The sequence below is a fragment of the Streptomyces sp. NPDC001381 genome (assembly GCF_042895685.1).
In the GTDB taxonomy this organism is placed as follows: Bacteria; Actinomycetota; Actinomycetes; order Streptomycetales; family Streptomycetaceae; genus Streptomyces.
The window spans coordinates 881,545-903,651 of sequence record NZ_JBIAWO010000002.1; the positions used below are offsets into that span (position 1 = coordinate 881,545).

17 protein-coding genes are annotated in these 22,107 nt (G+C 73.6%); 9 read left to right on the forward strand and 8 right to left on the reverse strand.

Going from position 1 to position 22,107, the window contains the following annotated elements; all coding sequences use genetic code 11:
* Positions 1-47 precede the first annotated feature (47 nt).
* Entirely contained in the window at positions 48-875 is an 828-nt protein-coding gene (locus ACFY2L_RS11025) for a hypothetical protein (RefSeq protein WP_390656624.1), read from the forward strand.
* 59 nt (positions 876-934) lie between these two features.
* A complete protein-coding gene (locus ACFY2L_RS11030; RefSeq protein WP_390822087.1) occupies positions 935-2,536 on the forward strand; it encodes a peptidoglycan-binding protein in 1,602 nt (533 codons plus the stop codon).
* A 232-nt stretch (positions 2,537-2,768) separates the two neighbouring features.
* On the opposite strand, the gene ACFY2L_RS11035 is transcribed toward ACFY2L_RS11030, so the two are convergent.
* The 6 genes from ACFY2L_RS11035 to ACFY2L_RS11060 form a co-directional block, all read right to left on the reverse strand.
* On the reverse strand, positions 2,769-5,099 hold the full coding sequence (locus ACFY2L_RS11035) for a SpoIIE family protein phosphatase (protein WP_390822407.1): 2,331 nt from the start codon (positions 5,097-5,099) through the stop codon (positions 2,769-2,771).
* A 137-nt stretch (positions 5,100-5,236) separates the two neighbouring features.
* The gene (locus ACFY2L_RS11040) at positions 5,237-5,620 is read right to left on the reverse strand and encodes a hypothetical protein (RefSeq protein ID WP_390656627.1); all 384 of its coding nucleotides are present in this window, start codon (positions 5,618-5,620) and stop codon (positions 5,237-5,239) included.
* A 321-nt stretch (positions 5,621-5,941) separates the two neighbouring features.
* Entirely contained in the window at positions 5,942-6,862 is a 921-nt protein-coding gene (locus tag ACFY2L_RS11045) for a MurR/RpiR family transcriptional regulator (RefSeq protein ID WP_390656628.1), read from the reverse strand.
* A 98-nt stretch (positions 6,863-6,960) separates the two neighbouring features.
* On the reverse strand, positions 6,961-8,631 hold the full coding sequence (locus tag ACFY2L_RS11050) for a phospholipid carrier-dependent glycosyltransferase (RefSeq protein WP_390822408.1): 1,671 nt from the start codon (positions 8,629-8,631) through the stop codon (positions 6,961-6,963).
* Positions 8,632-8,724: 93 nt separating this feature from the next.
* Positions 8,725-10,641 (reverse strand): phosphatase PAP2 family protein, encoded by a 1,917-nt coding sequence (locus ACFY2L_RS11055; protein WP_390656629.1) that lies wholly within the window; start codon positions 10,639-10,641, stop codon positions 8,725-8,727.
* 192 nt (positions 10,642-10,833) lie between these two features.
* Complete coding sequence (locus ACFY2L_RS11060) at positions 10,834-11,742, reverse strand: N-acetylglucosamine kinase (protein ID WP_390822088.1); 909 nt, start codon at positions 11,740-11,742, stop codon at positions 10,834-10,836.
* Between the two features lie 333 nt (positions 11,743-12,075).
* Here ACFY2L_RS11060 and ACFY2L_RS11065 point away from each other — a divergent pair, with 333 nt between their 5' ends.
* The 6 genes from ACFY2L_RS11065 to ACFY2L_RS11090 all read left to right on the forward strand — a co-directional run bounded on the left by ACFY2L_RS11065 (position 12,076) and on the right by ACFY2L_RS11090 (position 20,339).
* The gene (locus ACFY2L_RS11065) at positions 12,076-13,209 is read left to right on the forward strand and encodes an ROK family transcriptional regulator (RefSeq protein WP_390656631.1); all 1,134 of its coding nucleotides are present in this window, start codon (positions 12,076-12,078) and stop codon (positions 13,207-13,209) included.
* Between the two features lie 274 nt (positions 13,210-13,483).
* On the forward strand, positions 13,484-14,806 hold the full coding sequence (locus tag ACFY2L_RS11070; RefSeq protein WP_390822089.1) for an ABC transporter substrate-binding protein: 1,323 nt from the start codon (positions 13,484-13,486) through the stop codon (positions 14,804-14,806).
* A 122-nt stretch (positions 14,807-14,928) separates the two neighbouring features.
* Positions 14,929-15,849: a carbohydrate ABC transporter permease gene (locus ACFY2L_RS11075; RefSeq protein ID WP_390656633.1), complete on the forward strand. Its 921-nt coding sequence runs from the start codon at positions 14,929-14,931 to the stop codon at positions 15,847-15,849.
* Positions 15,846-16,748, forward strand: a complete 903-nt coding sequence (locus ACFY2L_RS11080; protein ID WP_390656634.1) for a carbohydrate ABC transporter permease — start codon at positions 15,846-15,848, stop codon at positions 16,746-16,748. Before ACFY2L_RS11075 ends, ACFY2L_RS11080 begins: the two co-directional genes overlap by 4 nt.
* A gap of 2 nt (positions 16,749-16,750) precedes the next feature.
* A complete protein-coding gene (locus tag ACFY2L_RS11085) occupies positions 16,751-18,478 on the forward strand; it encodes a hypothetical protein (RefSeq protein ID WP_390822090.1) in 1,728 nt (575 codons plus the stop codon).
* 28 nt (positions 18,479-18,506) lie between these two features.
* On the forward strand, positions 18,507-20,339 hold the full coding sequence (locus ACFY2L_RS11090; RefSeq protein ID WP_390822409.1) for a hypothetical protein: 1,833 nt from the start codon (positions 18,507-18,509) through the stop codon (positions 20,337-20,339).
* Positions 20,340-20,348: 9 nt separating this feature from the next.
* Here ACFY2L_RS11090 and ACFY2L_RS11095 read toward each other — a convergent pair whose 3' ends face one another.
* Together ACFY2L_RS11095 and ACFY2L_RS11100 are read right to left on the reverse strand one after the other, a co-directional pair.
* Positions 20,349-20,945 (reverse strand): hypothetical protein, encoded by a 597-nt coding sequence (locus tag ACFY2L_RS11095; RefSeq protein ID WP_390822091.1) that lies wholly within the window; start codon positions 20,943-20,945, stop codon positions 20,349-20,351.
* Positions 20,946-20,949: 4 nt separating this feature from the next.
* Positions 20,950-21,582 carry a nucleoside/nucleotide kinase family protein gene (locus tag ACFY2L_RS11100; RefSeq protein ID WP_390822092.1) on the reverse strand — a complete coding sequence of 211 codons (633 nt, stop codon included), beginning with the start codon at positions 21,580-21,582 and terminating at the stop codon, positions 20,950-20,952.
* 86 nt (positions 21,583-21,668) lie between these two features.
* Between ACFY2L_RS11100 and ACFY2L_RS11105 the strand changes: the two genes are divergently transcribed.
* Entirely contained in the window at positions 21,669-22,064 is a 396-nt protein-coding gene (locus tag ACFY2L_RS11105) for a YybH family protein (protein ID WP_390656638.1), read from the forward strand.
* Positions 22,065-22,107: the final 43 nt, after the last annotated feature.

A 22,107-nucleotide genomic window follows, 5' to 3' on the forward strand; every position in this document is an offset into this window, starting at 1 on the left:
CCCCGTCGTACCCTTTGCGCACCGCAGCCCAGCTCAGAGGAGACCCCGTGCCGTCCGCCCGCCCCCGCCTCCTCTACGTCACCGACCTGGCCTACCCCGCCCGCGGCCGACGCTACGGCGACGAGGACGTCTTCCTCACCTCCCGGCTGCGCGCCGACTTCGACCTGGCCCTGTGCCACCCCCTGGACGCGGAGGCGCTGATGGGCGCCTTCGACGCGGTGGTCGTCCGCAACAGCGGCCCCGTGCTCGGCTACCGGCAGCAGTACGAGGCCTTCCGCGAGCGCGCCCTGCGGGACGGCGTCCGTGTGTACAACCCGCTGACCGGACGCGCCGACATGGCCGGCAAGCAGTACCTTCTCGACCTGAGCGCCGAGGGCTGTCCGGTGATCCCCACGGTCGACCGCGTCGAGGATCTGCACCTGCTCCCCGCGACCGACCGGTACGTCGTCAAGCCCAAACTGGGCGCCGACTCCCTGGGCCTGCGGATCGTCACCCCCGACCTCCTCCCCGCCCTGGCCGACGGCGGCGTCCTCGTCCAGCCGTACGTGGACTTCGCGTACGAGGTCTCCTTCTACTTCGTGGACCACGACTTCCAGTACGCCCTGCACGCCCCGGACCCCGACCACCGCTGGCGGCTCCAGCCGTACGAACCCACGTCCCGCGACCTGGAGTTCGCCCGCCGCTTCATCGACTGGAACGGCTTGGCGCACGGCATCCAGCGCGTCGACGCCTGCCGCGCTCCCGACGGCGAGCTGCTGCTGGTCGAGCTGGAGGACCTCAACCCCTACCTCTCCCTGGACGCCCTCGACGACACGGCCCGGGACGCGTTCGTCGCCGCGACCACGCGTTCCCTGCGGCGCTTCCTCACCGGCTGAACCCGTTCGCCCGTCCGCCCGTATCTCTCCGCGGGGGAACGGAACGGAGGGAGACCAGGGTGCCGACACCGGCCGAACCGGGACAGCCGCAGGAACGACGGGTCGTGGAGCCCATCCGGGTACTGCGGCCCCGCAACACCGACGCCCTGGCGGAACTGTTCCGCGAGATGACCGAGCTGACGAAGGACCCCGTCTCCTACGAGTCCGTCCCCCTGGGGGCCGAACCGGCCGCCGGCGGTGAGGCGGAGACGGAGGAGCTCCCGCCGACGGACCCCTGGGCGGCCGACCCCGCACCGCCGCCCGGCGGCCGCCGGACCACGACGGCCGCCCCCGAGGACACCGGCCCCCCGACGGAACCTGTCACCGCCCAGGACTGGGCGTCCGGACCGGGCTCCGTGACGGAACAGGGCGGGCCGGGGGCGTCCGGTCCGGGGTCCGGGGGCGGTCCGGGGGACTGGGCGTTCGGGCACGGGGCCGTGGCAGATCACGGCGGGCCGGGGGACTGGGCGTCAGGGCCTGGGGCCGGGGCGGAGCAGGGCGGCCCCGGGGGCAGGATGCCCGGGCGCGGGTCCGTGACGGGAGACGACGGCCACCGGGACTGGGTGTCAGGGCCTGGGGCCGGGGCGGAGCAGGGCGGCCCCGGGGGCAGGATGCCCGGGCACGGGTCCGTGACGGGAGACGACGGCCACCGGGACTGGGCGTCCGGGTCCGGGGCCGCGAGGGCGCGGGAGGGGCACCGGGACGGGGCCTTCGGCCACGCGCCCGCGACGGAGCGGGGCGGGGCGCCGGGGCGGCGGGCGGCCGGACCCGGCCGGGCGACGGACGGCGGCGGGTTCCCGGCCGACGAGGGCGGCGGGCACGGGTACGCGGCGGATCCCGGCGGCGGCCGGGACTGGGCGGAGGACGATGCCGGCCGGTACGCAGCGGCCCCCGGCGGGACGAGCGGGCGGACCCCCGCGGCACCGCCGCCGGGCCGCGACCGCGCGGCCGGTCACGACCTGCCGGGGCCCTCTTCCGGGCCGCGCGGCGCGCGTCGCCCGGGGCCGGGCCGACGGCATCCGCACGGCTCCGGGGCGGCCCGTCCCGCCGCCGGCTACCCGTACGGGTCCTTTCCCGGGCGCCCCGGCACCGGAGCCGGAGCGGCGGGTGCCCCCGGTGCCGCGGCGGCACCCGGCGGGGCGGGCCGGTGGCGGCGCGACGCCCAGGGGGCGGCGCCCGCAACGGGTGGCGCACGGGCGCGCGACGAGGACGGCTCCGGGACCGGGCTGCGCCGGGCCGCCATCACGGTCGGTGTGTGCGCCGCCGCGCTCGTCGGCTTCGCCGCCGCCCTCCTGGTGCCGGGCCGGGGCGGTGAGGCGGCCGCGGAGACCGTCCAGCCGACACCGACCGCCACCCGGGCGGAGAGCCCGTCCCCGTCCACCGACCCCGACGGCGCCGGCACCCTCCGGGAGGGAGACAGTGGGCCCGAGGTGACCGATCTCCAGCAGCGGCTGCTGAAGATCCCGGACGTGTACCGCGACGGCGCCACCGACGGCCGCTACGACACCGTCCTCACCGAGGCCGTGGCCCGCTTCCAGCTCTGGTACGGGATCCGCGGCGACGAGGACGGCGTCTACGGCGACGACACCCGTGAGGCCCTGGAGTCACGCACCGGCGGATGACGGGGCGCTGCCTCGGGAACGGGGCGGGCGGACGGCCACGCGGCGCGTGTCACCATGGGCGCCGCGCCGACGCGCCTTCGGCACCCCGGCCCGTCGGGCCGGAGCCGTCCGCGTGCACGTCTCCCGCATCCCGGGCCCGGTGCCGCCCGTCCCCTTCCTGCCGGCCCTCGTCGCGGGGGTGCCGGGGTGCCGGCGGCACCGCGACGACCGAGCGCCCACGGGGCCGGCCGGGTCACTCCCCGGCGTCCCGCGGCACCTGGATGTCCAGCACGCACACGTCGTCCCGGCCCTCCGGCTCCAGCAGCAGGCCGAGCAGCCGCTCCAGCGGGGCCGGTCCGCCGGGGCCGGGCGGCGCGGCGGCCAGGGCGAGTCTCTCCAGGCCCCGGTCGATGCTCTCCCCGGGCCGTTCGACGAGCCCGTCGGTGTACAGCACCAGCCGGTCACCGGGTGTGAGGCGGCACTCGGCCTCCTCGTAGCGCGGATGGTCGCTCGCGCCGAGCAGGATGCCGCGGGGCCGCTCGAGGTACCGTGCCTCGCCGCCGCGCAGCAGCAGCGGCGGGGGATGACCGGCCTGCGCCCACACCAGCCGCCGTGCGCGCGGGCTGTAGCGGGCCAGCACCAGGGTCGCCGTGCCGTGCGGGTCGCGGGAGTGCAGCAGCAGGGTGTTGAGGCGGGCGAGCGCCCCGGTGAGCGACGAACCGGTGATGACCATGCCCTTGGCGGTGAACCTGAGCAGGGCCATCGCCGCGACGGCGTCCATGCCGTGCCCGGCGACGTCGCCGACCACGAACAACGCGTCCCCGTCGGGCAGTTCGATGGCGCTGAACCAGTCGCCGCCCACGCTGAGCCCCGACTGCGCGGGCAGGTAGGCGATGTCGACCCGCAGCCCGGCCAGCCACACGGGCTGCTTCGGCAGCGGAAGGAGGGCGTCCTGGAGCCGGGACGCGACCGTGCGCTCGGCCATCAGCACGCCGTGCTGGGTGAGCATCGCCCGCTCACTGGCGACGAGGGCGAGTTCGGCGCTGCGCTGGGCGCTGACGTCCTGGATGAAGCCGTGCGCCTCGACGGGGGTGCCCTCGGCGTCCGCCACCGCCTCGGCGACCACCCGCAGATGACGGTTGCCGTCACCGGCCGCGACCCGGAACGGCACGTCGCACGGCCGCCCTTCCCGCACCAGCTCCCCGACGGCACGGGCCAGCGCGGGCACGTCCTCGGGCACCGCGATCCGGGGGAGCTGGGTCAGCGGCACGGGCCCGTGCGCGGCGTCGCGTCCGAGGATGGCGTAGACCTGGGAGGACCAGTTCCCCTCGCCGGTGGTGAGGTTCCAGGTGGCCCAGCCGAGGTTGCCCAGCCGCTGCACGTCCGCCAGCCGCTGCTCCTGGCGGTCCGAGGCGTCGTGCCGGATCCAGCTGACGACCAGTCCGTCGCCCAGCCGCGCCACCCGCGCCGTGTACGTGGCCAGTTCGCTGACCCCGGCGACCACCTGCTGCCGGGCGAACGGCTCGCTCTCGTACGGCTCGTCGCCCGCCAGCGCTTTCAGGCACCCCTGCCACAGCGGTTCGTCGGCCGCCGCCGGCCAGCACTCCAGGAAGCGCAGGCCGAGCAGTTCACGGCCGGCGCGGCCGAAGGAGTCCGAGGTGCCGGCGGCCACGGCCTCGATCCTGAAGTCCTCGACGGTGCCCGCCGCCCCGCGCAGCGGGGTGAGCAGCACCGCGGCGACCGGCAGCCGGTCGAACACCGTCTGCACGGCGTCCGCGGCGGCGCCGACGCCGGGTTCCTGCCGGACGCCGAACGTGCGCAACGGGCCCGCGCACAGCCGCGCGGCGGCCAGCAGATGCTCGCGCGCACCGGCCGTGAACGGGCCCTCGTGGCGGCGCAGGACGCCGATCGCGACCTCGGTCGTCTCCCCGGTGGCCACGGGCAGCCAGGCCCGCGAGCCCCACCGCCGGGGCGGGTCCCCGATCAGCAGGTACCGTCTGCTGTCCGCCTCCGGGCTCTCCAGCCAGCGCGCCTCGCCGGCGGCCAGGGCGTCCAGCGCGGCGATCCCGGCCAGCGGCGGCACCCGGCTCCACTGCCGGGCCAGGATGTCGTCGACGCCTGCGTGCCCGATCAGTTCCAGCCCTCCGCTCGGCAGCCGCGCGTAGATCATGACCGCGTCGGCGCCCACGTCCGGGGAGAGCCGGTCGAGCAGACAGCGGGCGAGATCCTGCGAGGTGCCCACGCGCACGAGGGCCCGGGCGAGGCGGCCCAGGGCAGCCGACCCGGCCTCGTCCGGGGGCGGGAGCGGCTGGTCCTGGACGGCGGCGGCCGCGGACGGCCGGGGGGCGCCGCCCGCGGGCGGCGGGGCCAGGGAGCCGAGCGTGATCCAGCACTCCTCCAGCAGCGTCCGCCGGGCGGCCTTCGCCCGCAGCCGCAGTGCCTCCAGCGCGTCGTCCGGGGAACAGCCGAACTGCGCCATCACCGCGCCCTTGGCCCGCTCCAGTACGGCCGAGGAGGCCGCCAGTTCCTGGAGCCGGTCCATCTCGGCCCGCTGGCGTGCCACGACCCGGGTCAGGGCGGCCATGTCGGGCACATCACCGGACCCGAGGGGCAGGGCGGGTTCGCTCGTCACGCCTTGAGCATGGCACACGGGCGGGGAATCGATCGCGGCCTTGCGGCAACGCCCCCGTCAGCGACGATGGCCGGAACGGACGGTGCCGTTCAGCGGCCGGAGCCGTGCTCCACCAGGCCCTGGGTGACGGCGCGGACGCTGCGGGCGATGTGCTGGAGCTGCATGAGCTCGGCGGCGTACAGCTTGATGGTGTGCTCGATGACCGACTCGGGCATGCCGAGCCGGGGCAGGTCGGCGCGGGCCGTCTGCAGGGCGGTGCGGGCCACCCGGATCTCCTGCTGGACCTGGATCTGAGCGTGGCGGGCCAGCAGCACCGGGTGACGCAGCAGCACCGGGTAGCTCGCGTAGCGCGCGGGGACCAGTTCGCGCAGCCACTTCGCGGCCGAGCGCTCCCAGTCGTAGCTGCCGGGGGTCTTGACCTGGCACGGCCAGTCCGGGCTGATGCGCTGCGTCGTCGTCAGAGTCATGGTCATCGCTTCCGGGTGTACGGCGTCGGGACGGGTGGTCCGACGTTTTGTGGGGCGGCCCCGGTCTAGGGGATGACCGGGGCCGCCACGGGCGCTCGCGCTGGCGATGCCCCGAGCACCCTCAGCGCCGACGTGGGTAGGGGACGACGGCTTCGGGTGCCCGTACAGGAGCCCTTCGCGGGCGGGTGCGGCCGTGAGCAGTATTTATATATGCCGACTGGTTTGCAAGACGTATGAAAACATTCATGCGTGATTTGACCGCAATGATCCCCCTGCGTCTGTACGGGGGGAGGGGGGTGGCCTCGGCGGCGCGGTCGGTCCGGTGGGTCACTCGCGCAGGAAGAACTGGTGCTGCTCGGCGATCTGCTCGTACTCCTCCAGGCGCGCCTGGGTGCGCTCCGGGCCGGCGTCGGTCATGGCCTGGAGCAGCGCGGCGGCCATCACCCCGGGGGCGGCGTAGGAGTCGAACACCAGCCGCGAACCGGTGCCCGTGGCGAACGTGACGTCGGCCTCGTCGGCCACGGGGCCCAGCGCCAGATCGGTGACCAGCGCGACCTTCAGACCGGCGCTGCGCGCGACCCGCACCGCCGTCAGGGTCTCCTGCGCGTGGCGGGGCATCGAGAACGCCAGCACCCAGGTCCCGCCCGCCTCCCGGGACTGCAGCAACGCGTCGTAGGCGACGCTGCCGCCCCGGGTCACCAGCCGTACGTCCGGGTGGACGCGGCGGGCGGCGTAGGCGAAGTACTCGGCGAGCGAGGCGGAGATCCTCAGACCCAGGATGGTCAGCGGGGTCGACTGCGACAGCGCCCGGCCGATCTCGATGACCCGGTCCGGGTCGGCGAAGTCGCGCCGCAGGTTCTCCAGGTTCTCGATCTCCGCGTCGACCGCCGCCTGGAGCTCGTTGCTCCGGTTCACCTCGGCCGGGGCGGGGCCGCCCAGCGTGCCGAGCGCGATCGACTGGAGCTTCTCGCGCAGCGCGGGGTAGCCGCTGAAGCCGACGGCCGCGGCGAACCGGGTCACCGAGGGCTGGCTGACCCCGACCCGCTCGGCGAGGTCGGTGATCGACAGGAACGCCGCCTCGGTGAGGTGCTCGATCAGATACTGGGCGATACGTCGCTGCCCCGGGGAAAGATGGGGTCCGTCGAAGAGGGCCCTGAGCCGGGAGGTCGGGGACACCTCCGCTTCCGGATCCGTCTTGCCCGAGGTGATCGCTGATGCCTGTGCGCGTGCCTGTTGCGGCGATGGCACCGGTGCGCCTCCTTTGTCTCCCACGCAGCTCAACATAGCTCACGGAGCGTGCGGGACAGCGTGCCCGAGACCGTGCCCTTCGCACACCCCGCCGGCCTTTACCGCTGGTAAATCGTGATCGAGTGCCCGACCTCGCCGACCTGCCGGCTGGAGCGGATCAGCCGGGCCAGCCGCCCTCTCGCCCTGGCCGCGGCCGAGTCCGACACGGCCAGCACCCCGTGCACCTTGCGCAGCGGCGCCCGCCGCGGGTCGGACGCCCGGATGCCGTAGTACGAAGGCACACCGCTGCCCTTGTAGACGAGCCACACCCGCTCGCCCGCGTACCGCCCGTGCAGCCGGTCCGCCAGCCGTCCGAGATCCTGGCCCCAGTCCACGTTGGAGTCGTGCAGCCGCAGATGCGTCTTCGCCGGCCCGCCGAACGCCTCGTTGGAGTACGGCAGGTAGTACGGGAACGTCCGCAGCGAACTGACCGCGACGAACGCCACCACCGCCCAGGTCGGCACCCGCCTCCCCGGCCACCGCACCACCAGGACGCACCCGGCGGCCACCGCGAGGAACATCGGCAGGAAGACCGCGTACCGGGTGCCGAAGTCGCGCGACCCGGTCATCGCCGAGGCCAGCAGCACCGCCGCCGGCACCAGCACGTAGGGCACCGCCGGACGCAGCCGCCGCACCGCCACCAGGGCGAGCGCCCCGGCCGTCCACAGCGCGAGCATGCCGAGCGGCGTCTTCACCACCAGCGCGACCGGCAGGTAGTACCAGCGCGGCCCGGAGTACACGTGCCCGAACAGAAAGCCCTGCCAGGCCTGGTTCTCCAGCCCGAACTGCATCCGCATGCCGTCCCGGTACGCCTCGGGGAAGGGCAGCAGCCGCACCAGCAGCCCGCGCAGCCCGTGCACCACGGGCACGTGCGTCTGCCGCGGGTCCCACCGCAGCCGGGGATCCACCAGGAGGTACGTCGCCCACACGAAGGCCACGGCGGTCACCGCCACGACGGCGGCAGCCGCCGTCGCCCTGCGCACCCGCCGGAGCCCCGTCGACCAGGCCGCGAGAGCCACCAGCACGGGCAGCGCGGGCAGCGCGCTCATCTTCGTGGCGAGCGCGGCGCCGAGCGCCGCCCCGGCGAGCGGGAGGTACCGGCGCGCCCCTCCGCCGCGGGCCCGCCACAGCAGCCACGCCGACGTCAGCAGGAAGCCCGCCGCCGGGACGTCGAGCGTCGCCAGGGAACCGTGCGCGATCACGTCGGGGGAGAAGGCGTACAGGGCGAGCGCTGCCAGGGCGGGGGCGGGCCCGGCGAGGTCGCGGGTGAAGGCGAAGACCACCAGGCCGAACAGCAGCGTCAGGACGATCACCGGCAGCCTGGCCCAGAACATCAGCCGCCAGGGGTCGTTGCCCGACTCGTAGAGGAGATGCCGGCCCGCCGCGGTCTGGTCGCCGGTGAAGTCCGTGTCCACCCGCGGGCCGGCGAGAGCCACCCCGACGGCGACGACGAGCTTGCCCAGCGGCGGGTGCTCGGGGTTGTACCGGATCCGGTGCTCGCGCAGATAGCCGGCGGCCGTGGCGACGTACACCGGTTCGTCGATGGTCGGCGTCTGCCGCACCGCCGTCGTCACCGCCGCGACCGCCGTCTGGGCCAGCAGCAGCGCCACCAGCAGACGCACCAGCCACGGACGGAGACGGCCCGGGGGTGAGGGGCGCGGCCGGGACGGCACCGGTTCCGGGTGCCCCGCGTCCGTCCGCCGTGCGTCCGTGGGAGTCGCGCGTGTCATCATCCGCCCCGCGGCGACACCCGCGGGGCGGCGGCGGGAGCGGTCCGCGGTGGCCACAGGGCCACTGTGCACCAGCTCCCGCCACCGGGGGCGCTACCGCTTCAGGAGTCGTACCGACAGACCTTCCGCCGTGTAGACAGGTACGGCGCGCAGCTTGTCGGAGTTCAGCTCCACCGTGTCGAACTGGCCGCGCAGCGCGCAGGTGGCGATCACCGGGACGACGTCGCCGGCGCGGGCGGGCCGCTCGTCGTCCAGGCGCAGCGACAGCACCGAGCCCTGGCCGAGGGTCACCCGGCCCGACACGGTGAGCGCCGCGCCGTGGCCGCGGCGCAGCGGCAGCTCCACCGTCGCGCCCCTCGACTGCGTCCAGGTGCCGCGCACCCGCAGCGGCGGCTCCGCGCGGACCGTGCCGCCGGTGAGCCGTACGCCGCCCTGGCCGAGCGCGTCGGCGTGCCCGGCGACGAGGATGCCCTCCTCCACCACCGTGCCGCCGCGGTAGCGGTTGTGCCCGGTCAGGGTGAGCGTGCCCGAGCCGCGCTTGGTCAGACCGCCGTCGCCGTCGATGTCGTTGCGCCAGGCGTCGGCCGCGTGGAAGCCGCCCTTCGCCGCGTCCAGGGTGACCGTCACGTCGGACTCGAAGGAGCCGTAGCCGTCGGCGGCCGCGAACAGGTTGAGGCGGCCCCACTGCTCGAAGCCGTCCAGCAGGACGTACCCGGAGGGCAGCGCGGTCGTGCGCAGGACCGCGCGGCGCTGCTCGGCGGTGAGGTACGGCTGGCGGGTCTCCAGCAGCACCTCGGCGCCCTTGGGCACGGTGAGGGGTTCCTTGCGGCCCTGCCGTTCGAGGACGTACGTCAGACGGGGGGCCACGGCCCGCGCGTTGGCCTCGCGGTCGGCGTACGGGTCGGAGGCGTCCGCGTGCGCGTAGGCGAACAGGGTGTCGGCCGTCGTGCCGGTCCGCGCGGTGAAGTAGGCCAGGGCCTGGGCCCGGGCGGCCGCCTTCAGCTCGGCGTTGGCCGGGTCGGCGAGGGCGGCCGCGGCGAGCGCGGTGGCCATGATACGGCCGCCCATGACGTCGACCGTGGAGTGCATGCCGGAGACGATCCGGGTGTGGCTGAGCTCCAGGGCGCGGGTCACCAGCTCCTGGAACCGCTCCGGCACCGCGTACGCGAACGCCAGCGAGGCCAGGTGGAAGGCGTTGGTGTGACCGCTCGGGAAGCCGCCGTCGTCGGTCGCGGAGGTGCCGCGCTGACGCAGCAGCTGCGGGACGACGACCACCTTCGAGTCGTAGACCGGATACCCGAGCGCGTCGGTCGCGCCGGTGTCGACGACCTCGCTGTCCTCGTTCATGCGCCACGGACGCGGGTACTGGAAGGCGTACTTGCCGGGGTTGCCGGAGGCGTACGGGCCGCGCACGGTGTCGACCAGCCTGGCCACCTGGCCGAGGTCGGAGGTGTACGAGCCGGCGCCGAGCGCGGAACCGGCGGGCGCGTCGGCGGGCACCGCGTCGCTGACGGTGGTCGGGGGCGTGGTGTCCGGCGCGCTCGTGATCGACGTGACCGCCTTGGCGCCGGTCCGGTACAGGTCCGCGAGCGGACCGAGCCCGCCGGTCATCGCGTAGCTCTGGTGCTGGCGGTCGTAGACGAACGCCTCCCTGCCCTGGGCCTCGGTGCGCGCCCCGGTGACCGCGGCGCAGTAGCGCATGTTGGCGCGCAGGACCTCGGGCCGGAGCGGGGTGCCGGTGTTCCAGGCCGAGCCGGTCTTCCACACCTGCGCGAAGCCGCCGAGGATCCTCACCACGGCGTTGGTCTCGGGCGTGAGGTTCGTCAGGACGTTCGTCTTGTAGTCGTCGACGAACGGCAGCGCGCTCGTGGCGGCCCTGGCGTCGGCGGCGCCCAGCCAGGAGACCGTCGTCGGGGCGGCGACCAGGGCCGCGGAGCCACCGATGGAGGTCTTCAGGAAGCGCCTTCTGTTCACGGCCGAGGGGGTGCCGAGGCCGGCGGATGACGGCATGGATGTGCCTCTCTCGAGTTCTGCGGCCGGGAGGCCGGAGGGAAGAGGTGCGGTCATGTGCGACTCGGTGGCCTTCTGGGGACCGGTGAGCCGGATGACGCGTACGAGCGAAGATCTACGGCCGGGCCGTGTCGCTTCCGCGAGGCCCGGGCGACCGGTGCGTGTCCTGCGGGTGAACGGGGGAGCGGCGGCTCACAGAAGCGAACGCGCCAGCGCCACCGCGCCCTCGACCGGCGGCACGGTCAGCGGCCGCGGCCGCGCTCCCGGTACGGCGGCGTCCAGCGCGGCGGTGAACGCCTCGTACAGCGCGGGCTGCCCGAGCACCGTGCCGCCCGCCACCACCACGTCGTCGACCGCGACCCCGCGGCCGGCGAGCCGGACGACGAGTCCGGCGAGGGACTCGCCCGCCCCGGCGATCACGGAACGGGCGAGCGCGGAGCCGTCGGCGGCGGCCGTGAAGACCACGCGCGCGTGCCGGCCCCACTCGGCGGAGACGTCCGAGGCGCCCTCGAGGGCCGCGCCGAGCGCGGGCACCTCGGGCACCGCGAACGCGGCGAGGAGACCGGCCGCGAGGGCGTCCGGCTCCTCCCCGCGGTCGTGGGCGGCCCACACGGCCCGCGCCGCCTCCCGGACCAGACCGGCGGCGCCGCCCTCGTCACCGAGGACCGCGCCCCAGCCGCCCACCTGCACGGGGGTGCCGTCGGGCAGCGGACCCACCGCGACCGAACCGGTGCCGGCGACCAGGCCGACCCCCTTGTCCAGTCCGGCGGCGGGCACGAGAAGCTCGGCGTCGCCCACGATGTGCGCGGGCACGCCGAGAAGTTCCTGGACGGCGGTGCGGATCAGCGCGCACTGCCGGGGTGTCTCACAGGCGTGGGCGCCCACGGCCAGCGCGCCCGGGCGGGAGCCCGCCGGCAGCGCCTCGTGGACGAGGCCGGCCAGCCAGCGTGCGGCGGCGGCCGGGTCGTGCGGCCGCCAGCCGCTGCTGGACCGGACGTGGTCGGCGACGACGTCCCCGCCCGCGAGCGCGCGGAGATGCGTCTTGGTGCCGCCCACGTCGACGCCGACCACGAGGGGGCACGAAGGGGGGGAGTCCTGCACGGATCCTCTTTCGTCGATGCGCTGAGCTGCGACGGCGGGCGAACCGTGACCGCGGGAGATCCCGCGCCTGGATGGAGCTTCGGTGACCTAGGGAAGCCCCGGGACGGGCTTCTGGTGAGCCACGGCAGGCGAGTACCGTGAAGTTCGTTAGGAAGTTAACTAACGAAGTACAGTGCGTCAAGAGCAGTCGCGCACTCGACCCCCGGGACGCCCGTCCGGGCCGCCGCGGGGCGGGACCGCGCGCCGTCGTCGCATCCCATCGCCGCAGCCCGCCGAAGAGACCGGCAGGGTGCGCGGCCCTGTACCCGTGTGGGGGAAACTGTGGAACACGACGTGGCGGAAGCCCCCCGCCTGACCGAGAGCGCGAGCGCGGTGTTCGCCGTGCTGGCCCAGGCGGGCAGCGCCACCCGGCCGCAGCTGGCGAGCCTGGCGGGGCTGTCCAAACCGACGGTGTCCTCCGCCGTGGCGGAGCTGGAGGGCGCCCGGCTCGCCGCGCACTCCGGCACCGCCTCCAGCGGGACCGGCCGCTCCGCCGCCGTCTACCGGCTCGGGCCCGCCGCCGGCGCCGTCCTGGCCGTCGATCTCGGCCCCGCCCTCACCCGGGTCAGGGGCTGCGCCCTGGACGGCACCCTGCTCGCCGAGGCGACCGCCTCCCGCAAGGACGCCGCCGACGCCGTACGCGAGGCGCTCACCGCGCTGCCCGCGGGCGCCCCGCTGCGCTCCGTCGTCGTCGCCGTCGGTGACGTCACCGCGCGGGACCGGCAGGGCAGCGGGATGCGCCCGGCCACCGCCAAGGCCGGCCCGGTCTTCGACGCCATGGCCGTCGCCCTGCCCGCCGGGGTCCCCGTCCACGTGGAGAACAACGTCAACTGTGCCGCGCTCGCGGAGCTGCACGAGGGCGCCGCCCGGGGCCGTCACACCTTCGGCTACCTGCGCATCGGCGTCGGCATCGGCCTCGGCATCGTCGTCGGCGGCCAGGTGCTGCGCGGATCCAACGGCGCCGCCGGTGAGCTGGCCCGGCTGCCCTACCCCTGGGACGACGGCCGTGAGCCGCGCCAGGAGGCCCTGGAGCAGTACATGGGCGCCCGCTCCCTGCTGCGCCGGGCCGAAGACGCCTGGGAGGCCGTGGACGGCCCCTGCCCCCGCACCACCGAGCGGCTCTTCGCGCTGGCCGGGCAGGGCGGGGCCACGGCCCGCGCCGTCGTCGGCCGTCACGCCACGGACGTGGGCCGTCTCGCCGCCGCGGTGACCGCCGTGCTGGACCCCGGCCTGATCGTGCTGGGGGGCAGCACCGGCGCGGATCCGCAGCTCCTGCCCGGTGTGCGCGCCGAACTGGCACGCCTGAGCTGGCCCACCGAAGTGGTCAGCAGCACGGTCGGCGACCTGGGCACCGTCGCGGGTGCGGCACGGCTCGCGGTGGCCCGGGGAGTCCAAACCGTGACCGAGGCCGCGGGGCCCAAGGATTGACGGCCTCCGACTCGGTCTGCCAATGTCCGGACAAGCGCTTTCTAAGCCGGTCGGGACACCGGCTCGAGGTGAGCGTCCCGCCCGTACTCGACGTACGGCAACCGCACCAGGGCGTGCTTGTGCGGCGACGGCCACAGCGGCCGGGGACCCTCGCCCGTCAGGATGACGCGGCCGGGCGAGGCCGCGCCCTCGGAAAGCGAACCTTCCTGCAAAATGCACCCGTGCCGCTCGGTCGGCGCCGTGCTGCGTCCCCTACGACGAAAAGGGATCAAAGATGACCACTGTGGGTGTGCGGCGCTCCCGCCGACTCGGCCGCGGCGGTATACGCCGCGTGGTTCCCCTCGCTGCCGTGGCCACGGCAGGTGCCCTGCTGCTCTCCGCCTGCGGGTCGGGGTCCGACTCGGGCGGTAACGCCAAGTCGCTGACGTTCTGGATCTCCACGGTTCCCGGACAGGACGCGGGCTGGAAGAAGCTGGTGGCGCAGTACAAGAAGGAAGCCGGCGTCTCCGTCAAGCTCGTCAACATCCCCTACGACGGCTACACGACGAAGCTGCACAACGCCGCACAGGCGAACTCCCTGCCCGACGTGGCGGCCGTGCCGGCGCTGGACCCGATCTGGTCGAGCAAGCTGATCGACCTCAGCTCCATCGCCAACGACAAGAGCAACAACATCAACGCGAACTTCCTCGCCAAGGACTCGTCCGGGAAGGTGCTGTCCATCCCTTCGGACGTCACCGCGTCCGGCCTGTTCATCAACGAGACGCTGTTCAAGAAGGCCGGCGTCTCCTTCCCGACCTCGCCCGACAAGACCTGGACCTGGACCGACTTCATCGCGGCGGCGGACAAGGTCCGGGAGAAGACCGGCGCCAAGTACTCCCTGACCTTCGACCAGTCGCCGTCCCGGCTCCGCGCCATGGTGTACGAGATGGGCGGGAAGTACGTCCACGCGGACTCCTCCGGCAAGTTCTCGGTGGACGCGGCGACCAAGAAGGCCGTGAACTACTTCGTCGGACTCAACGACAACAAGACCATGCCGAAGTCGGTGTGGACCAGCGGCGCCGACCCGTCCGCCATGTTCCAGAGCGGTGACGTGGTCGCCTACTGGTCCGGCGTGTGGCAGGTCGCCGCCTTCGCGGACAGCATCAAGAAGTTCGACTGGGCGAGCGTCCCGACCCCCGCCCAGCCGGTGCAGGCCAGCGACGTCAACAGCGGCGGCATGACGGTGGGCTTCAACAACAACGCCGCCGGGGCCACCGCCGCGAAGAAGTTCCTGTCCTGGCTGTACGAGCCGGACCACTACCGCGAGCTGTGCGAGGCGTCCGGGTTCCTGCCCGTCGAGAGCGGTCTGAACCCCGAGTACCCCTTCGAGTCCGAGGCGGCGCAGGCGGCGTTCAAGCTGTACAACGAGGAGATCCCGCTCTACGCCCCGATCTCCGGCTACTTCAACACCGCGCAGACGAACTGGGTGCTGAAGGGCAAGAGCCTCACCGAGGACCCGACCAAGACGGAGCTCGGCAAGGCGATCAACGGCCAGCAGTCGGCCGACAAGGCCCTGGAGAACATCGTGGCCGGCTACAACCAGCAGGTCGGCGGCTGATCGCAGGCCAGGGGACCGGGCGGCGGGGTCGAGACACCGCCGCCCGCCCCGGGCGCCCATGTGATGCCGGGCTCATGGCGTGAGCCCACCGCAATCCACCCCACCAGCACGGAGTCAGGAAGATGACAAAACGCGCCTCGGACGTGTCAGCGAGCCCGCCGAGCCCGCCCAGGAGACGCAGCAGGTACACCCTCGCGCCGCTCGTCCTCATCGCGGCCAATGTCGTGCTGTTCTCGCTGTTCTTCGTCTGGCCGGCGGTGATCGGGCTCGTCTACTCCTTCACGAACTACACGGGTGTGGGGGCGTTCCAGTTCGTCGGCCTGGACAACTACCACAACCTGTTCGGGGACTCCACCTTCTACGACGCGCTGTCACGGACGCTGCTGTACGCCGTGCTCTTCGTACCGCTGAACTTCGCGCTCTCGCTGCTCGCTGCCAACCTGGTGGTGAACAAGCACGCGAAGGGCGCGTCCGTCGCCCGTGTCATCTTCTTCATCCCCTGGCTGCTGTCGCCCATCGTCGTCGGTGTCCTGTGGCGGTGGCTGTTCGGAGAGAACTTCGGCCTGGTCAACTACGTCATCGAGAGGCTCGGCGGAAGTGCCGTTCCGTGGCAGTCGAACGCGGACCTGTCGTTGATGGTGGTGGTGATGGCGGCGTCCTGGGCCTGGACGGGTTTCTCGATGCTGCTGTTCATCGCGGCGATCAAGAACGTACCGGTGTCGTACTACGAGGCGGCCTCGCTCGACGGCGCCGGCCCATGGCGCCAGTTCATCAGCATCACGCTGCCGAGCATCGCGCCCACCTCGTTCATCGTCATCCTGCTCAACACGATCAACGCGATGAAGGAATACCCGGTGTTCGTCGCCCTCAACAACGGCGGGCCCGGAACGTCGAACAACCTGCTTGTCCAGTACATCTATGAGACCGGCTTCAAACGGGGCCAGATCGGCTACGCGAGCGCCGCGTCATTCGTGCTCATGCTCATCCTGATGGCCGTCGCGATCATCCAGCTGATCGTCAACCGGCGGGTGGAGAACCGATGACAACCACAGACATGCCACGCCCGGTCGACGCCGGTTCAGGACGGGCCGTCTCCAAGAAGCGGCCCCGCGGCGCGGGCAGCGGCGGGCTCCGGCGGGCGGTGTCCGCGACGACGCTGCTGTGGATCCTGGCGTGCCTGTACGGGCTGCCGGTGCTGTGGTTCATCCTCAGCTCCCTCAAGCCGGCCAGCGACCTGTTCTCCTATCCGCTGACGCTGGTTCCGCACAACCCCACCCTGTCGGGTTACCTGACGGCGTGGCGCAGTGCCAACTTCTCCCAGTACTTCGTCAACACGGCCATCGTGTGCGTGATCACGACGATCCTCACGGTGGGAGCCAGCTGCTGCACCGGGTACGCCCTGGCCAAGTACGACAACAAGTGGCTCAAGGTGTTCTTCATCTGCATCCTGGCCACCACGATGCTGCCGTCCGAGGTCATGCTCGCCCCGGAGTTCCTGGTGGTCCGCAACCTCGGCCTCTACAACTCGTTCAGCGGCATCATCCTCCCGGCCGTGCTCACCGCGACCGGATGCTTCATGTTCCGCCAGTTCTTCCTGACGGTCCCCGACGAACTCGTGGAAGCCGCGCGCATCGACGGCGCCCGCGAACTGTCGATCTTCCTGCGGATCATGGTGCCGCTCTCCCGGCCCATCATGCTGACCCTCGCCATCCTGTCCTTCCAGTGGCGGTGGAACGACTACATCTGGCCCCTTCTGATGCTGAACGACCCCAACAAGTTCACCGTGCAGATCGGTATCCAGAGCATCGTCGGCGCGCAGAACATCAACTGGTCGGTACTGCTGGGCGCATCGGTCATCTCCATGATCCCGCTGATCGTGATCTTCCTGGTCTTCCAGCGTTACGTCATGGGCGCCGACATCAATGCCGGACTGAAGGACTGACCTTGCCCACCCCGCCCACCCCGCCCGACCACGAGTTCGTCCGCGCGGTGGCCCGCGCGGCCGACCGGTCGGCCGCCCCGTCGGCGGCCGGCCCGGACGTGGAACCCGCCGGTGTGACCCATCGCGTGCTGGCCCGGCGGGTGAAGACCCTGGTCGCGGCGTACCGTTCGCCGGACTCGGCCCTGCACGGCAGCGGGCGGGCCGTCGCGGCCGCGACGACCCACCTCCGCGCCCTGCGGGCCGCGCAGACCGCCACCGGCCTCTTCGCCGGCGGCGACAACGTGCAGTCACCGCCCGACTCCGCGTTCACCGTCAACGACCTGTGCGACGCGCACGTCCTCGCCGCCGGCGCGGGGCCGGAACTGCGCGACGTCACGGCCGCGCTCGCGGAGATCGCCGGCGCCGCCTCCGGCAGTCTCCTGACCGGTGGGGTGCACACCCCGAACCACCGCTGGGAGCTGTGCGCGGCGCTGGCCCGGCTGCACCGGTCCTTCCCCGACGGCCGGCTGCTCGACCGCGTCGAGGAGTGGCTCGCCGAGGGCGTCGACATCGACGCGGAGGGCCTGTACTCGGAACGCAGCGCCGTCTACGCGTGCCACGTGACGAACCCGTCGCTGCTGCTGCTGGCCGACGTGCTCGGCCGCGCCGACCTGCTGGACGCCGTCGAACGCAATCTCACCACCACCCTGGACCTCATCAGGCCGGACGGCACGGTGGAGACCGTCCACTCGCGACGGCAGGACCAGAAGCACCCGTTCCCGCTCGCGCCCTACCTGCCGCACTACCGGCTGCTCGCGATCCGCACAGGCCGGGGCGACTTCGCCCGGGCGGCGCGGCTGGCGGCCGCCGACGGCATCGACGACGCCGACCTGCTCGCCCAGACCCTTCTCACCCCGGACCTGTGCCGTGCCCTGCCGGCCCCGGACGCGGAGACACTTCCGCGCGACCGGTACATCGGCACCGCACGCCTCGCCGCACATGCCTCCGCCACCGCCCACACGGTGGTGTACGGCGGCTCCGACGTGCCGGAACACCGGCGCATCCGCTCGGGCCTCGCCTGCAATCCCACCTTCCTGCGCCTGTTCGCCGGCGACGCCGTCCTCGACGCGGTCCGTCTCTCACGGGGCTTCTTCGACCTGGGCCCGTTCCGCGCGGCCGACATGCGACAGCTCGCCGACAACCGGTACCGGCTCACCGAAACCCTCACCGCCGCCTACTACCAGCCGCTCCCGACGGACCAGCGGCGGGACGACGGCGTCTACCGGCTGGTGGACGAGGGACGCTTCTCGGCCGCGATGGCCTTCCCGGACCGGCCTCGGGACGAGGTCTCCCACACGACCCGCGTCGAGGTGGACCTGACGGAGGACGGCGCCGACCTGCGGATCGACCTCAGCGGACCACGGGTGCCCTGGGCCCTCGAACTGACCTTCCGGCCGGGCGGCGTGACAGAGGGCGCCGTACCGATCGGCGAGGGACGCTGGTGCCTGACGACCGGGCCGATGACCTACCGGGTCGGCGACGACGAGATCCGGGTCGAGGCCGCCGCCGAGGCGGGCGAGCCGCCGGCCGGGCCGGACCGGACCGACCTGCTGCGGTACGACCCGGGCCAGGACTACACCGTGGTGGGCGGTACCGACGCGACGACCGGGAACCGCGTCTACATCGGTGGGCACGGCCCGCAGACACTGACCGTCACACTGCGCGCCCGCCGGCCCGCACCTCTCGTGTGACCCCATGGCCAATGAAGGACTGATCCCCGTGCACCTCCCACGCCAGCTCGGTTCGCTGCACGACCTGCCGGACACTCCGGAGGCGTACGACGCCGTGCTCGCCGACGTCACCGAGCAGGCCCTCGCGCGCCTCACCCCCGAGGGCAGCCTCGAACACCCCGACTGTGTCGACGACATCGGCGACACATCCCTCGGGATCACCTCCCTGCTGGCCCTCGCCTGGCAGCGCACCAAGGACCCGCGCCTGCCGGAGGCGGTCCGCCGCAGCCTCGCCTTCCACCTGCGCGAGCGGGTCTACCGGGACGACAACCCCGGCTACCCGAACCTGAGGATGCGCGACTCCGGCCTGCCGTACGCCCGCTACACGCTGGCGGCGGGCGCGCACCCCATCGGCGACTGGCCGAGCACGGTGTGGGCCCTGCTCCAGGCGGTGAACGTCCTCGACACGGCGGACGGCCTGGTCGACGACGGGCAGCGGGCCGACCTGCTCGACGTGGCGCGCGGCTACTGGAACTGGCTCACCGAGGCGACCTTCTTCAACCCGCAGGAGGCGGGCAACCAGGCGATCGGATGCGTGGTGGGCGGTCTGATGCTGGCCCGTCGTCTGCCCGCCGACGAGGGAGCACGGGTCCGCTCCCGGGCCCTGGAGCTGTACACCGACGAGATCCGCGCCCACCGGGTCCGCGACCGGGGCGCCCTGCTGCCCCCCGAGCACGGCGGCGCCTACGACAACAACTACGGCCCGATCTCCCTCTCCTTCCTCGCCCAGGCCCACCGGGTCAGCGGCGAGGAGGTGTTCGCCGAGGACGGCGACGCCCTCGCCCGCTACCTCGACGCCCGCCTGACGAACGGCGGCTTCGACAACGGGGGCTCCCGCTACAGCGAGCAGCACTCCGCCTTCGAGTCGGTGCTCGGCCTGCGCTACTTCGGCGCCCGTATCGGCTCCGACCTGGGCCGCTACCGGGGCGACAGCCGCTGGGCCCGGCACGCGGTCAAGGAGGACGGCGGGGTCGACGGGCACTTCGCGTGGATGCTGGTCTGGCAGATCCAGGACACCACCCCCTGGCACCGCACCCCGGCGAGCGCGCCCGCCCGGCACCAGCTGCGCGCCGGCACGGTCTCCGTCGCCTTCGACGACCGGATGACCCCGGCGGTGGTCGAGGCCGCCGGCACCTACTACCTGCCCGCCGCCGTCAACCGCCAGCACGGCTTCGGCCCGGTCACCGACGGCTTCCTGCTGTGCCGCCCCATGGGCGAGATCCGCGTCCGCGACGTCCGCGCCGGCGGCCTGGCCGCCAAGCTGGTCACCAAACCGGTCGTCGGCCGCGACCACGTCCTGCGCCGGGTCCGCTCCCTGTACGTCACCGACGGCACGACCCTCTGGACGGCGGTCGCCGTGGAACGCCTCGCCGGCACCCCGTACCTGCTGGCCGGCCTGCCGTACGCCGAGGACGACGGCGACCGGGTCCGGCGCACCGCGCACGGGGCCGTCTCCTCCGCGGGCACCCTGCGCCTCACCCACCCCGAGGCCCGGGGCGCCGAACACTTCGACTCCCGCGCCGAACGCACCCAGGAGGAGGCCGCCTTCGCCCTCGCCGCCGACCCGCGCGGCTACGGCAACCCCGACGAGGGCTGGCGCCACCTGGTCAGCTCCACCGCCCTGGAGGCCGGCCCGGTCCCGGACGCACCGGACGACCTGCACGTGTTCGCGGTGCGCTACGGAACCGAGGAGCCGTTCGCGGTCTCCGTGGAGCGGGGCGAGAAGGGGCTGACCATCCGGACGGACGCCTTCACCGCGGTCCTGGGCCCCGACGACGCCCATGCCGAACCGGAACTGACCCTGAGCGCCGCCGAGGACTGAGGCCGGCGCTCAGACAGGCAGCCCCAGCAGTCCCCAGCCACGCCGCGCCGTCTCCTCGACCACCACCGCCCACTCGCGCAGCAGCACCACGAAGGCGTCGAAGTCGGCGATCCGGCCGCCGGGGCGCGCCGCGTGCCGGTCGTACTTCTCGCGCAGCCCCTCCAGAAGGGGCTCCGCGCGGCCCCAGTGGGCGGCGATCGCGGGCACGAGGGCGGGCGGGCAGACGAGGAGGAGTTCCGGACGCCAGGGTGCGGGATCCGAGGCGAAGAGGCCGGTCGCCGGCAGCTCGTCGCCCTCCCCGATCAGGTGGAAGAGGAAGCCGTCCAGGGCGTCCCGCAGCGCGGGAGCGGCGAACCGCCGCGCGGTGTCCCAGCCCTCGCCCGCCCAGAAGTGCGGCTTGTAGGACCCGCTGGTGCTGTGGAACTCGTAGCGGCCGCACCAGGGCACCTCCGGTGAGGCGGGGAACACCCAGCCGGCCTCGGGTTCGGCGTCCCGGCCGGGAGCGTCCGGGCACGCCGCCTCGTACAGCAGCTCCTGCCGGTCGGCCACCGGCGTCCGCTCCAACCGCTCCCAGTCCAGCGCCAGTACGGTGATGTCCAGCCCCACGCCGCTACCCTACGCGGACCACCAGGTCCGCCCGGTCCCGTGTCCCGGCCACCAGCAGGGCGTTGCGCTCGTCGCTGCCGTGCACCCAGGCCACCGCCGCCTCGTGCTCCTTGCCGAACTCCTCGTGGCGGGCGATCAGCCGGCGGACGCGGTCGTCCTCGTCGGTCTCGCAGAACCACACCTCGTCCAGCGCGGCCCGCACCCGCGGCCACGCGCCCGTGTCGAGGAGCAGGTAGTTGCCCTCCGTGACGACCAGCCGGGCCGTCGGCGGGACGGGGACCGCGCCCGCGAGCGGCTGCTCCAGCACCCGTTCGAAGCCGGGCGCGTACACCACCTCGTCGGTGTCCGACCGCAGCCGGTGCAGCAGGGCCGCGTACCCGGCCGCGTCGAAGGTGTCCGGGGCGCCCTTGCGGTCGCGGCGGCCCAGACGGTCGAGTTCGACGTCGGCGAGGTGGAAGCCGTCCATGGGGACGTGCGCGGCCCAGGACTCGCCGTCCCCGTTCAGTTCCCGGACCAGGCGCTCGGCGAGGGTCGTCTTGCCCGCGCCGGGGCTCCCCGCGATGCCGAGGAGCGCGCGCCGCCGGCCCTCCCCGGCGAGAGAGCGGGCCCGGTGCAGCAGATCGTCGAAAGTGAGCACACAGCAGAGTGTCGCAGTCTCCTGGAAGGAGACCCCAGGGAGGTCCGTACCGGATCGTATCGACCCGTACCGAGAGGAGGACGACCGTGTCCGACGACGAGACGCAGATCCGCACCCTGATCACCCGCTGGGCCGACGCCGTCCACCGCGGCGACCTCGACGCCGTCCTCGCCGACCACGCGGAGGACCTCGTCCTGTACTACGTCCCGCCGCCGCACGCGGGCTTCCGCGGTCTCGCGGCCTACCGGGCCGTCTGGCCGCCGTTCTTCGCCTGGCAGGCCCAGGGCGCCCGCTTCGACATCGACACCCTCGACGTCACCGCCGGCCACGACGTCGCCTACGCCCACGCCCTGCTGCGCTGCGGCACACCCGGGGAGCTGGCCCGGACGCCCGGCCTGCGGCTGCGCCTCACCTTCGGCCTGCGCAAGGAGCACGGCCGCTGGCTGATCGCGCACGAGCACCACTCCTTCCCCCACGACTGACACCGGACCGCCGGGGATGTGGCGGGTGCCACACCGGTGAGGG

Bases quoted from the DNA above. Each gene is read 5' to 3' on its own strand.
- ACFY2L_RS11035 (WP_390822407.1), bottom strand. From the start codon at position 5,099: ATGGCCGCCCTGACCCGGGTCGTGGCACGCCAGCGGGCCGAGATGGAC.
- ACFY2L_RS11040 (WP_390656627.1), bottom strand. From the start codon at position 5,620: ATGACCATGACTCTGACGACGACGCAGCGCATCAGCCCGGACTGGCCG.
- ACFY2L_RS11050 (WP_390822408.1), bottom strand. From the start codon at position 8,631: ATGACACGCGCGACTCCCACGGACGCACGGCGGACGGACGCGGGGCAC.
- ACFY2L_RS11055 (WP_390656629.1), bottom strand. From the start codon at position 10,641: ATGCCGTCATCCGCCGGCCTCGGCACCCCCTCGGCCGTGAACAGAAGG.
- ACFY2L_RS11070 (WP_390822089.1), top strand. From the start codon at position 13,484: ATGACCACTGTGGGTGTGCGGCGCTCCCGCCGACTCGGCCGCGGCGGT.
- ACFY2L_RS11075 (WP_390656633.1), top strand. From the start codon at position 14,929: ATGACAAAACGCGCCTCGGACGTGTCAGCGAGCCCGCCGAGCCCGCCC.
- ACFY2L_RS11080 (WP_390656634.1), top strand. From the start codon at position 15,846: ATGACAACCACAGACATGCCACGCCCGGTCGACGCCGGTTCAGGACGG.